General features: G+C 66.9%; 9 protein-coding genes and 1 pseudogene. 6 read left to right on the top strand and 4 right to left on the bottom strand.

Annotated features, from left to right (window positions below; all coding sequences use genetic code 11):
* Positions 1-126: 126 nt before the first annotated feature.
* Genes MET2598_RS0122695 through MET2598_RS0122705 form a run of 3 tightly spaced genes read right to left on the bottom strand, consistent with a single transcriptional unit; the run spans position 127 to position 2,953 of the window.
* On the bottom strand, positions 127-1,212 hold the full coding sequence (locus MET2598_RS0122695; RefSeq protein ID WP_018262471.1) for a sensor histidine kinase: 1,086 nt from the start codon (positions 1,210-1,212) through the stop codon (positions 127-129).
* A complete protein-coding gene (locus MET2598_RS0122700; RefSeq protein WP_018262472.1) occupies positions 1,209-2,717 on the bottom strand; it encodes an ATPase domain-containing protein in 1,509 nt (502 codons plus the stop codon). Before MET2598_RS0122700 ends, MET2598_RS0122695 begins: the two co-directional genes overlap by 4 nt.
* 32 nt (positions 2,718-2,749) lie before the next feature.
* The gene (locus tag MET2598_RS0122705) at positions 2,750-2,953 is read right to left on the bottom strand and encodes a hypothetical protein (RefSeq protein WP_018262473.1); all 204 of its coding nucleotides are present in this window, start codon (positions 2,951-2,953) and stop codon (positions 2,750-2,752) included.
* A 29-nt stretch (positions 2,954-2,982) separates the two neighbouring features.
* Here MET2598_RS0122705 and MET2598_RS37170 point away from each other — a divergent pair, with 29 nt between their 5' ends.
* Entirely contained in the window at positions 2,983-3,858 is an 876-nt protein-coding gene (locus MET2598_RS37170) for a spermidine synthase (RefSeq protein ID WP_442918997.1), read from the top strand.
* A gap of 73 nt (positions 3,859-3,931) precedes the next feature.
* Here MET2598_RS37170 and MET2598_RS0122715 read toward each other — a convergent pair whose 3' ends face one another.
* Entirely contained in the window at positions 3,932-4,168 is a 237-nt protein-coding gene (locus tag MET2598_RS0122715) for a hypothetical protein (protein ID WP_018262475.1), read from the bottom strand.
* Between the two features lie 996 nt (positions 4,169-5,164).
* Between MET2598_RS0122715 and MET2598_RS0122720 the strand changes: the two genes are divergently transcribed.
* The 5 genes and pseudogenes from MET2598_RS0122720 to MET2598_RS0122745 all read left to right on the top strand — a co-directional run bounded on the left by MET2598_RS0122720 (position 5,165) and on the right by MET2598_RS0122745 (position 13,754).
* Positions 5,165-6,028 carry a transglutaminase family protein gene (locus tag MET2598_RS0122720; RefSeq protein WP_018262476.1) on the top strand — a complete coding sequence of 288 codons (864 nt, stop codon included), beginning with the start codon at positions 5,165-5,167 and terminating at the stop codon, positions 6,026-6,028.
* A gap of 114 nt (positions 6,029-6,142) precedes the next feature.
* On the top strand, positions 6,143-6,562 hold the full coding sequence (locus MET2598_RS0122725) for a CopG family transcriptional regulator (protein ID WP_018262477.1): 420 nt from the start codon (positions 6,143-6,145) through the stop codon (positions 6,560-6,562).
* Positions 6,563-6,628: 66 nt separating this feature from the next.
* Positions 6,629-7,928 (top strand): annotated as a pseudogene (locus tag MET2598_RS37175) (extracellular catalytic domain type 1 short-chain-length polyhydroxyalkanoate depolymerase).
* 861 nt (positions 7,929-8,789) lie between these two features.
* Entirely contained in the window at positions 8,790-11,561 is a 2,772-nt protein-coding gene (locus tag MET2598_RS37180; RefSeq protein WP_051086525.1) for a hybrid sensor histidine kinase/response regulator, read from the top strand.
* Between the two features lie 949 nt (positions 11,562-12,510).
* Positions 12,511-13,754, top strand: a protein-coding gene (locus MET2598_RS0122745; protein ID WP_085984585.1) for an IS3 family transposase whose coding sequence is annotated in 2 segments (ribosomal slippage) — positions 12,511-12,835 and positions 12,835-13,754 — 1,245 coding nt in all. Because the reading frame shifts where the segments join, the coding sequence is not laid out codon by codon here.
* Positions 13,755-13,793 lie beyond the last annotated feature (39 nt).

The raw sequence follows: 13,793 nt of genomic DNA on the forward strand, positions 1-13,793 counted from the left end.
ATCTATGGGCTGCGCTCACTTTTAGGCATAGCCGAAGCCCACGCTTATGAGCAGCTGTGCGTTCGCTGCATGCCCGTTTAGGTATACCTCTCAAAGACATGTCACATCGCGGGCGGGTCGCCCCGCTCACGCCAGCGGTGCATCAACCGTGCAGGTCACTCCGGACGTGATGAACGCGATCTCGACTGAGCCATCGAGATCACGGGCCAAGTTGCGTTCGATCAGCCGCGAACCGAACCCGCGCCGCTTCGGCACCCGTACCTCAGGTCCACCGTACTCAACCCAACGGAGCACGAGGCGCGGTGGCACGGCGTCGACGGTCACCGACCACGCGATCGTGACGCCCCCCACGCCGTTCGAGAGGGCGCCGTACTTGACCGCATTAGTGGACAATTCTTGGAACGCCATCGACAGAGCCAAGGCCATGCGCGGCGATAGGCGCACTTCCGGCCCCGTCGCTCGGAAACGGCCGCCACCCTGATCGTAGGGTGCGATCGCCTGGGTCACGATCTCCGACAGGTCAGCGCCCTCCCAGCTCTCCCGCATCAGCACGTCGTGTGCCCGTGACAGTGCCAGCAGCCGCGTCTCTAGTGCCTCCTGCGCCTCCATCGTCGTGGTGGCATTGCGAAGCGTCTGGCTCCCGATCGACTGCACCGTCGCCAGCGTGTTCTTCACCCGGTGGTTCAGTTCGTTGAGGAGCAATCGCTGATGCTGCGCGCTGCGCCTCTCAGCTGCCAAAGCCTCCTCCAGCTTGCCCGCGCTCTCGCGCAGCTCCTCCAGGCGGGCCCGAGCCTCGTACTGCCGCCGCCGCCCACGCAGTGCCGTCCGCACCACGCTCACCAGCGTCGTTGGATGAAACGGGCGCTCCAGGAAGATGACGTTGCCAAGCACCTCCGATAGCCACAGCGCCCTCGCGGTGCGCTCAGCGCCGCCGCCGTGCTGCGTGTGCAGCACGAAGGTGAGATCCGACCAGGGTGGCTGACCGGCGACGAAGCGGCTGATCGGCGAGAGATCGCCATCCCGGAGTGCTTCCTCGGCGATGATCACCAGCCCGACGCCCTCCGAAATCATCTCGGGCAGCTGGTGGAGGTGGCTGCAGCAGGCGGAGTGGATCCCCGCCTCCGCCAGGAGGGCTTGGGCGAGAGCGGCGTCACGACCGAACGGCGTCAGGATCAGCGCCCGCTCGGAGAGCAGGTCCTGTGCGATCGTCACGAGGCGCCTTCGCTTGGCAGCAGGTCGAGGTCCCTCTCCTGGCCGACAAAGACCGGCACGCCGCGCAGCACGCCCTGGAAGCCCGTCAGCGGTGCGCCGATCGTCAGGCCGGAGGAACCGATGCGGTATTCGCGGATCGTGTCCTCGTGCGTCCCGGTCCGCTTCTTCACCACCGAGATCGCCCGCCGGACCTGCCCGCGCGCCTCGAAGTAGCGCAACAGCACGACCGTGTCGGCGAGGTAGGTAATGTCGACCGGCGCCGCCATGTCGCCGACCAGCCCGTGCTGCGCGATGGTCAGGAAGGTCGCGGCCCCCTGGCGGTTGAGGTACTGCAGCAATTCGTGGATGTGCAGGATCAGCGCGTTCTCCTGCGGCATCGCGGCCTGGTAGCCGTTGAGGCTGTCGATCACCACCGTCTTCACCGCGTAGGTGTCGACGCAGGCGCGCACCTGATGCGCGAACTCGCCCGGCGACAGTTCGGCGGCGTCGACCTGCGCGACGAAGAGCCGTCCCTGGTCGCGCAGCGCCTCGAGGTCGATCCCCATCTGCCGCGTCCGCTCGAACAGGATGCCCAGCTCCTCGTCGAACACGAACATCGCCGCCTTCTCGCCGCGGGCGATCGCCGCGAGCACGTACTGGATGGCCAGCAGCGACTTGCCGGTCCCGGCCGGTCCCAGGATCAGGGTGCTCGACCCCTGCTCGATGCCGCCGCCCAGGAGCGCGTCGAGTTCGCCGACGCCGCTCGCCAGCTTGGTGCGCGCGAAGCCGGTCTTGTGCTCCAGCGAGATCAGGCGGGGGAAGACCTGCACGCCGCCCGTCGCGATGGTGAAGTCGTGGTAGCCGCCGCTGTAGCGCTGGCCGCGGTACTTGGCGACGCGCAGGCGCCGCCGCTCGGCCCCGTACTCGGGTGCCATCTCCTCCAGGCGAATGACTCCTTGGGCGACGCTGTGGACGCTCTTGTCCAGGACGTCAGCGGTGAGGTCGTCGAGCATCAGCACGGTGGCGCCCTGGCCGGCGAAGTAGTGCTTGAGCGCCAGGATCTGCCGGCGGTAGCGCAGGGAGCTGCCCGCGAGCAGCCGGATCTCCGACAGGCTGTCGAGCACGATGCGGGCGGGTTTCCGCGCCTCGACCGCCTGCAGGATGGCGCGCGTGCTCTCGCCGAGTTCGAGGTCGGAGGTGTACAGGAGGCTTTGCTGCTGGCCCTCCTCGAACAGGCTCTCGGGCGGCGCGAGTTCAAAGATCGTGATCTGCTCGTCGAGGTTCCAGCCGTGGGCGGCGGCGTTGTCGCACAGCTCCTGCTTGGTTTCCGACAGGGTGATGTAGAGGCCCGCCTCGCCGGCCTTGGCGCCTTCGAGCAGGAACTGCAGCGCGATCGTGGTCTTGCCTGTCCCGGGCTCGCCCTCGAGCAGGTAGAGGCGGTCGCGGGTGAGGCCACCGCCCAGGATGTCGTCGAGGCCGGCGATGCCGAACAGGACCTTCTTGCTCGGCTCAGTGGGCGCGGTCATGGAAGCCTATCCCTGGTGGGTAGCAGGCACGCTCAGCGCCGGCGGGTATCTCCGCCCCGGATTGCCCGCTCCACCGCCGCGAGCGCCTGAGCGTGCGCCTTGGCCTCACTCTCATGCGGCCGGTCAGACCGTTCCAGGAGCTTGCCGTGCTTGCGGATCGCCCAGCCGAAGTGGCCCTTAGGCTTGGTGAGCGGTGAAACCTCGATCGCGAAGGGGTACAGGCTGCTGTCGGTCATCGCTGACAGCTTGGCACGATCAGGCTCTCGTGGCCATCAACGGCTCCCTGCTGGACAGCACTCCTCCTCAAGCCAATCCGAGGCTCCCTCCTGTGATCGAATGGGTTCAACTGGATAGCGTCGCCATTCCGGGCGAACGCGAACCGATGCGCCTGATGCAGCGTGGTCATGAGTTCAAGATTTGCGTCGGCTCCATCGAGTTGATGAGCAATCGTGAATGCACATCCGAGGCCGCACTGGCGACCCTGACTTGTACTCGTCTGCAGGATCGCCCGCGGGCCAAGATCCTGATCGGCGGGCTTGGGATGGGTTTCACGTTGCGCGCCGCCCTCACGGCCATGGGACCGGACGCACGGATCGTCGTGGCAGAGTTGGTGCCGGCCGTCGTGGCGTGGGCGCGTGGTCCGCTGAGCCACGTATTCGAGGGCAGCCTCGACGATCCGCGGGTCGAAGTGCGCGAGGACGACGTCAAGCGCGTGATCCAGCAGGTGCCGGCCGACTACGATGCTATCCTGCTCGATGTCGACAATGGGCCCGAGGGGCTGACGCGCCCGGAGAACGACCGTCTCTACGATGTCTGGGGCCTGAAGCGCGCCCGCTACGCGCTGCGCCCGAACGGCATCCTGGCTGTGTGGTCGGGCAGCCCGGACCGCAAGTTCAAGGCGCGCTTGCAGAACACGGGCTTCGAGGTGGACGAGATCCGACTGCGCTCGAACGGGACGAGCGGCCGCCGGCACGTCCTCTGGCTCGCCACCCACGCGAAGGGCTCGTCCGCCCCGTTCGCGTGGCCCGCGGCCCCAGGCTCGGCACGTGTCGAGGGCAACGCTCAGGCTGGATCCCGACTAGGGCGATCCTTCGCCAAGGCCGGGATGCACAGTGCACTGACGCCTTCAAAACGTACATAGCTCAGCGTGATTTTTCGCGCGGTCGCAACTAGTTGGTGAGCGAGGGCGTGCTGCGTTCATCGGCGTCTGTGTACTAGGCGCTCTCGTCCAGGATGTGAGCGTACTGCGCGCAGAGCCCTGCAAGCTTGGCGCGCCCTTCTATGCCCTTGACCCGGTGCATGCGGCTGAGAGCTTGCATCCCGCGCGCGACAGACGGATTGCCGTCCTGCTGACACTGGTGCGCGATCTCGGCCAGCTCGCGCGCGAACCCTTCATCCAGAACGATGCCCTCCAGGATCACGCTGATCAAGCGACGGAGTTCGTCCCGCATCCCCGGCCTCCTTGAAGGCAAGCGTACCACAGCTTGATCATACCGCGGTCAGCTCATCTGCACGCGCCGGTTCGGTTACGTCCCAGTGCAAACCCGATCAGCATCTGGTCGGGAGACCGGCGAAGATATTTTAGACGTGACAGTGCTAAGGTCGCGGCTACGATTGGGATGTGCTTGATGTCGCCGTCGCGGAAGCGCTCAACAGCGGAGAGACGATCGCTGCACCAATCGCGACCTTCAGCCCGCCTCTTATCCGGGGCGGGCTTCTCTCGTTCCATACGCCGCTCTTATGCGAACGGCCCCGGTACCTGGACCGAAAGCAGGTCCCTGCGTTCCCAGGAAGGGCTGGGGTGGTGTGTCACCGGGTCAAGCTATGCTGGCCTGAGTGCAGCAAGGTCGCAGATTGGTCAAACACCCTCCACACCGGCAATGATCCCTCTCGGATGAACATGGCGAACGCTTCGACCGCCTCCCATTGATCAAACGCTCGCACCTCGTCCACGGCGCGACCTACGATACAGGCCCCCTCAGGAGCATCTGCGACCGGTGGCTGAGTTTCTAACGAGAACACCACTCCCGCCCGATCGGGCCGTAGCTCATTCGGCAAGGCGCCGATCTTGCGCCAGAGGCAGTGCCACCGGGCGCATGCCTCTGGGCGCTCGTAATAGATCCCGCATGCCGTGCCAGTGTTATGACGACACAGGATACCCACGGGTTTGCTGAGTGCCTTGATCTCCAAAACTCGGCAACAGACTGTGCATTGGCCGCACGTTCGGCCCGGAACAACGCTCAGTTCAATCGAGAAGTTCGTCATCTAGACAATCTTTCTTAACGTGACCACCATGGCAGCTGTCCTCGTCCACGTCCCTTAGTGCGGAGGCGTCGCAAGCCGCAGCTTCGAGGAGCGCCGGAACCAATCGATCGGTCTGGAGGGGTGGTGACGAGGATCGCGGCCGGAAGCATCGGTGCTGGTCCGGTCGGCACGAGGAGCAAGCGATGGTCGACCTGCACATCTGGCACCGAACTCTCTACCGATACCGGCACCCCGTGTCCCTCGGTCCTCATCGGCTGATGCTGCGGCCGCGTGAGAACCGCGACGTGCGCTTGGTGAACAGCAACGTCGCCTTGTCGCCCGACGCCAGGCTGAGTTGGGCCAATGATGTGTTCGGCAATGCTGTCGCAATCGCCACATTCAGCCAACTGTCGGATACGCTCGTGGTCGACAGCATCGCACAGGTCGAGCTTTCCGCCGCGGCCTATCCAGTCTTTGACATCGCCGCCTCGGCGGCCTCCTATCCCTTCCGGTACTCCGATGACGAGTGGGCTGATCTCGGGCTCCTGACGGTTCAGCAATATCCTGACAACGGCGGGCTGAGAGCCTGGGCGCGGAGCTTCGTCGCGGGCAATCCGACCGACACCCTGTCGCTGCTGCAGGATCTGAATACCGGAGTGGCTCAAAACATCGTCTATTGGGCCCGGGAGGACGAAGGCACGCAGTCGCCGAGCCAAACTCTGTCATCCGCTCAAGGCTCGTGCCGGGATCTCGCGACCCTGTTCGTCGAAGCCGTCCGAAGCCTCGGCTTCGGGGCGCGGATCGTCTCCGGCTACCTGCATGATCCGAGCCGGACCCTGGTAGGCTCCGCGGATGCCGGTTCGACGCACGCTTGGGCCGAGGTCTACGTGCCGGGCGCGGGCTGGATCACGTTCGACCCAACCAACCGCAGCATGGGCAGTGCGAACCTGATCCCGGTCGCCGTCGCTCGCGACATACGGCAGGCCATGCCGGTGGCCGGCAGCTTTTTTGGCGCAACGAACGCCTTCCTGAGCATGAGTGTCGAGGTCAGCGTCACCTCGCGATGAGCGATCCTGTCGACCTGCATGGTCAGGCAACCGAGTTCGTTTGCTCCCCTTGCCGACGATGATACTCGTAGCCATCTCCTTACCATCCAAATGGATGGTAGGGAGATGGCGTCCATGTCCGGCAACCTGCACGAACTGCGGCCCAGAACGCCTGACAGCGAGAAGATCACCGTCAACCTCGGCTTCGTCGATCTCGGGCGCATCGACCTGATGGTGCGCGACGGCTTCTATGCCAACCGCACCGACTTCATCCGCACCGCTGTGCGCAACCAGCTCGATCGGCAGGAGGAGTCGATCCGCCACTCCGTGGCGCGCCGGCAGCTCAGCCTCGGGCTCGCGCATTTCACCAGGCAAGATCTGGAAGCGGCACGGGATGCCAGGACGCCGCTTCACATCCAGGTCCTCGGCCTCGCCAGCATCGCCGACGACGTCACGCCCGAGCTGGCCCGCGCGGCCATCGCTTCGGTCCAGGTGCTCGGCGCCTTTCACGCGAGCGCTGCGGTGAAAGCCGCGCTCGCCGACCGGATCGCCTGACGCTTCACCCCATTCCGCCCCTGGATCGGCGCTCCCGCCTGCTTCGGGCCTCGAAGGATCACGACCATGCACAGCTTCACCAAGATCGACATGGGCGAGGTGACCCGTCTCACCCGGGCGGGCAAGCTCGCGGAGGCCATGGCGCTGCTCCAGGGGCGCACAGCGTCGCGCACAGCAAACGATGATCCAGAGAGGAAGGCGTCGAGGCGCGGTTGGAGCCCCAAGCGCTCCTGGAAGGCCTTGAGGCGCGGTTGGAGCCCCAAGCGCTCCTGGCCGACCACCGACATGGGTGGCTCCCACAGGGCCGGAGAGTGCCTGGACGGCACCGAGCGAAGCGGAGGCACAATCCGCCCGCGGATCTGCGCCCGCCGATCAGCCGGCAGGTTTTCCGGACCTTTCCGAGACCATGCGGGCGTTGCGCGATCGTCTCGCCAAACCACGCGCCTTCTCCGGCCTGGGAGAGGGTCTCGGGTCCGGGCGTCCGACCCCGGTCCCCGTGCCGGAGGGCGCCCGGTTCGAGGAGCGGACCTTCGCGAATGCGGCGGGCAGCCGGACCTACAAGGTGTTCGTCCCGAGCGGCTACACCGGTCAGGCCCTCCCGGTCGTGATCATGCTGCACGGCTGCACCCAGAACCCGGACGATTTCGCCGCCGGCACGCAGATGAACGACCTGGCCGAGGAGCAGACCTTCCTGGTCGCCTACCCGCGCCAGCCCCAGTCGGCGAACATGCAGAAATGCTGGAACTGGTTCAACGCCGGCGAGCAGACGCGCGACGGGGGCGAGCCCTCCCTGATCGCCGGCATCGCGCGAGCGGTCGTGGAGGAGTTCTCGGCCGACCCGACCCGGGTCTACGCGGCCGGGATGTCCGCGGGCGGCGCGGCGGCGGCGATCATGGGGGCGACCTATCCCGACCTGTTCGCGGCCGTCGGGGTGCATTCGGGGCTGGCCTGCGGCGCCGCCAGGGACTTGCCGTCGGCCTTCGCCGCCATGAGCGGAAACGGCGTGGTCCAGGCGAGGCGGGGCGGGCCGCCGGTGCCGACCATCGTCTTCCACGGCGACGGCGACCGGACGGTCAGTCCCATCAATGGGGACCACGTCATCGCACAGGTCAGATCCGATGCGGCGCTGACCGAAGCCGTGACCCGCGGCGAGTCGCCGGGAGGGGTGGCCTACACGCGCACCGTCCACGCCGATCGGGCTGGGCGGGAGATCCTGGAGCAGTGGGTGCTGCACGGCGGCGGCCATGCCTGGTCCGGCGGCAGCCCGAATGGCTCGTACACCGACCCGCGCGGTCCCGATGCCAGTCGGGAGATGATGCGCTTCTTCCTGGCCCACGCACGTGCCAGGAGCGCGACCCAACACTAAGATCGATTGCGCGTATGCAAATGGGAGGGCTTGGAATGTGGCAGGACGAGGCGCTGCCCCGAACTGCCTCGGTACCGCGGGGCCGCTGCCTTTCCGCCAGGCATCGCTGAGAGGCACAGAGAGGGCTGCTGCCCCGCGCGGGGCAGCAGCCCTCTCACGCCAACCAGTGTCTGCAGAGGTTGTCGGCAACGCCGGTTCCACTCACGTGCGGGCGGCAGGACGCGATCCGGGTTCGATAGCATCCACCTTATGCGAATTCCGTTATTCAGCTGGTTCCATACGCCGCCCTTGTGCGACTCAGCGGGAGTGCCGCCATAGCGGTTATCGCCGATCTCGAAGGGCCGCCTTCGGGTGTCGAGCGGCAATCCGGGCGGCCCTATCAAAGGCCCGGAAGTGGAGCATCGGAGCCATCAGCCAACCCAGGTACTCCGATGCCGTTGCGAGCGCTCGGTTTCACCAGCGCGTCGAAACAGTGACGGACGGATACGCGATCCGCCACCTGCGAGCACGCCCTTGCCTCAGCACGCCAGGACCGCCACGAAGCACGGTGTCGTGGCTAGTGAGCGCATCAGCTGCGGCGCTGAGCAACACGCGCGTGAGGCGTCATCCTGGCGACCCGATACGCAACATCTCCTGATCGGCAGTTCCCGCCTCCCAGGGAGACACTGCCAGGAGCAATAGCTTCGCCGTGGCGGGATCATTCGGAAAGCTTCTGAGGTTGGTCCGGGGCAAGCCGACGCACCCGCGACGATGGCCATCACCCCTGTCGGGCAACTTTGACGACCAACCGCGTTTCATCTGCGCATGACAGCTCGAACCAGTTCGCCCCTTCCACCCCCTCTCGTCGCCTTTACTGAGCGGGTGGCACTCGCTTGCAACTGGAGCGCCACCCCGCTCGGCCCGCCGCATATCTGGCCGGCTGCGCTCAAGACCCTGTGCGACGTCATCGATGGATCCGCTCAGCCGATGTTCATCGTCTGGGGGCCCGAGCGCACCCTCATCCACAATCAAGCCTACGTGCCCATTCTCGCACAGAAGCATCCGGGCGCACTCGGGCGCCCATTCCTCGACGTCTGGTCCGAGATCAAACACGACCTTACTCCACTCGTCGAGCGGGCCTACGCTGGCGAGGCGGTTCAGATGGACGACATCGCGCTGATCATGCACCGGCGCGGCGTCACCGAGGAGGCGCACTTCGCCTTCTCCTACACACCGGTCCGGGGCGACAGTGGGCAGATCGAGGGCTTCTTCTGTGCCTGCCTTGAGACGACGCAGCAGGTCCTGGCCGAGAAGGAGCGGCGCGCCGTTGAGGCGAGGCTGCGCGAGAGCCTTGCCATGAGGACAGTCGGCATCATCCGCTGGGGCCAGGGCTTCGGCCTCACGGAGGTGAACGAGGCCTTCCTCAGGATGACCGGCTTCACCGAGCAGGAGGCGCTCGGCAGAACCTGGCGCGAGTTGACCCCGAAGGAATTCTGGCCCGCCTCCGAGCGCGCTGTCGAGCAGGTGCTCACCCTGGGCGAGGCGGAGCCCTACGAGAAGCAGTACTATCGCAAGGATGGTTCGCGCTGGTGGGGCCTGTTCGCTCCGAGGCGTTTCGAGGACGGCGCCATCGAGTTCGTCCTCGATATCACCGAGAGCAAGCGGGCCGAGGAGCGCCTGCGCGAGCGCGAGCAGCGGCTCCAGCTCATCCTCGACTCGGCGACCGACTACGCCATCCTCACCCTCGACCCCGAGCGGCGGGTGACGAGCTGGTCACCGGGGGCCGCGCGCACCTTCGGCTACGAGGCAGACGAGATCCTGGGGCGGTCGGGCGACGTCCTCTTTACCCCGGAAGACCGACAGGCCAGCGCCCCGAAGGAGGAAGCGGACAAGGCCGTACGCGACGGCCACTCGGCCGATGTGCGCTGGCATCAGCGCAAGGACGGCAGCCGGGTTTTCGTGAATGGATCGAACAACATCCTGCGCGACCGCGAGGGCCGGCAGCTCGGCTTCCTCAAGGTGGTGCGCGACGAGACCGGCCGGCGCCGGGCGGAGGAGGAAATTCGCGAGGCCGAGGAGCGCTACCGGCTCGCGGCCCGGGCCACCAACGACGTGATCTGGGACTGGAACCTGGACACCGACCAGATCCACTGGAGCGAGGCCGTCGAGACCTTGTTCGGTTACAGCTCCGAGGAGGTCGAGCCCACGGGCTCGTGGTGGAAAGCCAGGGTCCACCCGGACGACCTGCAGAGGGCTCTCGCCGAGGCCGCCGCTGCCATCGACGGCCAAGCGGAAGGGTGGACGTCCGAGTACCGCTTCGAGCGCCGGGACGGCACTTACGCCGATGTTCTGGATCGCGGCATCGTCCTGCGGAACCGAGACGGTCGCGCGATCCGCATGGTCGGCGCCATGCACGACCTGAGCAGCCAGAAGCAGGCGCAGGCGATGCTACGCCAGCTCAACGAGACGCTGGAGCACCGCATCGTCCAAGAGGTCGCCTCCCGGTTGAGGACCGAGGACGCCTTGCGCCAGAGCCAGAAGCTCGAGGCTATCGGCCAGCTCACGGGCGGGGTGGCGCACGACTTCAACAACCTGCTCACGGTGATCCGGGGGGCCGCGCAGATGCTGTGCCGGCCGACTCTGCCGGAGGAGCGGCGTCAGCGCTACGCGGAGGCGATCGCCGAGACAGCGGGTCGCGCCGCCAAGCTCACGAGCCAGCTCCTCGCCTTCTCCCGTCGCCAAGCGCTCAGGCCGGAGGTGTTCAACGTCGGGCGCCGGATCGAGGCCATCGCCGACATGTTGCGCACCATCGTGGGTTCGCGCGTCGCTCTCATCACCAACACCGAGTGCGAGGTGTGCTACGTCGAGGCGGATCCGAGCCAGTTCGAGACGGCGCTGGTCAACCTGGCGGCGAACGCCCGGGATGCGATGGAAGAGGGTGGCCAGCTCACGGTCACCACCGAGCCGATTGCCGTGATCCCGCGGGTCAGGGGGCATGTCGGGGCGGAAGGCGAGTTCGTGGCGGTGCACGTCAGTGACACGGGGACGGGGATCGCGTCCGACAAGCTCGCGCAGATCTTCGAACCTTTCTTCACCACCAAGGAGGTCGGGAAGGGGACGGGGCTCGGGCTGAGCCAAGTCTACGGGTTTGCCAAGCAGTCGGGCGGCGAGGTGGAGGTGCGCAGCACGCTGGGCGAGGGCAGCACCTTCACGGTCTACCTGCCGCGAGTGCCAGTCGCCGTGGCCGAGGCGGCACTCGAGAGCACGGCCTCGGACGAGGCGCGGGGGCACGGCCACGTGCTGGTGGTGGAGGACAACGAGCAGGTCGGGCAGTTCTCGACGGAGTTACTGTCGGAACTCGGGTTCGAGACGACCTGGGCACCGAACGCCGAGGCCGCGCTCCGGCTCCTTCGGGAGCACCCGGACCGGTTCGCGGCCGTGTTCTCGGACGTAGTGATGCCGGGCATGAACGGCGTCGAACTCGGCAAGGAGATCCGAAGGCGCTACCCGGACCTGCCCGTGGTACTGGCCAGCGGCTACAGCCACGTGCTGGCACAGGAGGGCAGCCAGGGCTTCGACCTGCTGCAGAAGCCCTACGCCGTCGAGGACCTCACGCGGGTGCTGCGCAACGTCATTCGCCAGCGTGCCCTCTGACGTCGCAAACATGATGAGACCCGGGGGCACGAGGCCGGCTGACCACGGCGGTGATCACGGGATCTTCCAGGAAGCGACGAGAGGAGCCCAAGGGCGACTGCCGGCTTCGAATGTCCGTTGTCGGAGGTCGAGCAGCCAGTCCGGCCGCTCTGAGCGAAGGTCTGGAAGTGGCGCATTGCTGCCGTTGGGCGGTCAGTCCTGAGACGCGGAGGACAGCACGCTACGGACCAGGGAGGTGCGCTTATCGGGCCTGCCGCCCTGACCAGCGAGCCACGCGCGCCGCGGCCAAGCTGGGGTTTTGGGGGTATTTGGGGTTTTTTCTCATCTACGCGCGAACTGTCAGTGACAGTTCTATAGGCTGGGTTGGAGTTAACCCCAGAAACCCCCAAAAACCCACCTTGGCTGTGGAGTGCGCGTCCAGGTGGCTCGCCCAGTCAGCCGACGGATGTGCACAACCTTCCTGTTGTCGCGGTTGGATGCTGCGCATCGACAGCGCGCCCACAAGGCCGCGTTCTGCCCTATATTCGATCTGCCGCGCCCCGCTGTGCGTGACAGGCAGCCCGGCCGCCATCGGCAAGGGGCCTGCTAACACCACGATGATCCGCATCCTCGCCGCGGTCCGAGAGCGCGATGTGGACGGAGGTTCGCTGATGCCTCAGCCGACGCCCGAAATGCCTTCCGCCCGTGCGCCGACCAAGCGCGAACGAGAGGCGGCTGAGCGTGCCCGGCAACGGATCCAGGACCGCGCCTTGCCTCTTGCGTACGAGTTGGACGCCTCCGGTGAAGGTCGAATGTCGCTTGGCGCGCCTCATGCTGATGAAGCTGGGCAGCATCTGCGATTAATCGACACCTTCGGCACGGCGTCGGACGCCTTTGCCAGCCATCCTCCGCCTCCCGGTTGCTTGAGACACCCCAGAAGCGGACGGTCTCCGCGGCAGGGGTGAGAACGATGACGACAGACGTGAAGGCAGGTGCAGAGGCGGCTGGTCCTGGCCGAGGCGGGCGCATGTCCCGGCAGCGCAAGCGTGATGCGGTGCTTCGACTGCTGCGCGGCGAGGACCTGGAGAACGTCTCGCGTGGCCTGGGCGTGACCGCCGCGACCCTGTCGGGCTGGCGCGACGCCTTTCTGGCCGCGGGCGAGGCGAGCCTGGCGACCCGGCCCACCGAGCCCGAAGCCCTGGAGAGCGGGCGGTTGAAGGCCAAGCTCGGCGAGATGCTGTTGGAGCGTGAACTGCTGGAGGCCAAGATCGCCGCCCTGGAGGCGCGCGGCCCCGGCCCTTTGGCCCGCAGGAGGTCGCGGCGATGAGCCGGGCCGTCTCGCCGTCCAGCGGCACAGCTTACGGGCTGGTCCGCGTGTGCCGGATCTGGGGCGTGTCGCGCGCCACCGTTCACCGCCACCTCTCTCCTGCTCGGTCCGAACCGGCGCGGCGTCCTGGCCCGGTCGGGCCGATGCCGGATGCGGCACTGCTGGAGGCGATCCGCGCCACCCTCACCGGCAGCCCCTTCCACGGCGAGGGTCACCGCAAGGTCTGGGCGCGGCTGCGCCACACGGGCGTGCGCACCTCCAAGCGCCGCGTCCTGCGCCTGATGCGCGAGCATGATCTGCTCGCCCCGTCTCGCGTCGGCGCGCCGCGCGGCCCGCGCACCCACGACGGCACCATCATCCCGGACGCGGTGGACACGCTCTGGGGCACCGATCTGACCACCATCTGGACTGGCGAGGGCCAGGCCGCGGTGTTCGTGGCCATCGACCACTGCTCGGCCGAGTGCGTGGGCCTGCATGCAGCGCGGCGGGCCACGCGCTTCGAGGCGCTGGAGCCGATCCGCCAGGGTGTGCGGCAGCGCTTCGGCAGCTTCGCGGCCAAGAGCGCCTCCGGCTTGAGTGTTCGGCACGACCACGGCAGTCAGTACATGTCGGACGACTTCCAGAAAGAACTGGCGTTCCTGGGCATCGCGAGTTCGCCTGCCTTTGTGCGTGCGCCGGAGGGGAACGGCTGCGCCGAGCGCTTCATACGCACACTCAAAGAGAACCTGCTGTGGGTGAAGCGCTTCGACACGGTCGAGGATCTCCGCCGAGCCCTGCTGGCATTTCGTGAGACTTACAACGAGACGTGGCTGATCGAGCGGCACGGCTTCCGCTCACCGGCGGCTATTCGGGCCGCGCAGCTTCCACCTGCGGCTCTCGCCGCATAGGGTTCAAACCGGTGTCTCACAATCCGCGGGCGGTACATG

Origin of the sequence: Methylobacterium sp. WSM2598, assembly GCF_000379105.1 — a bacterium.
Classification (GTDB): domain Bacteria; phylum Pseudomonadota; class Alphaproteobacteria; order Rhizobiales; family Beijerinckiaceae; genus Methylobacterium.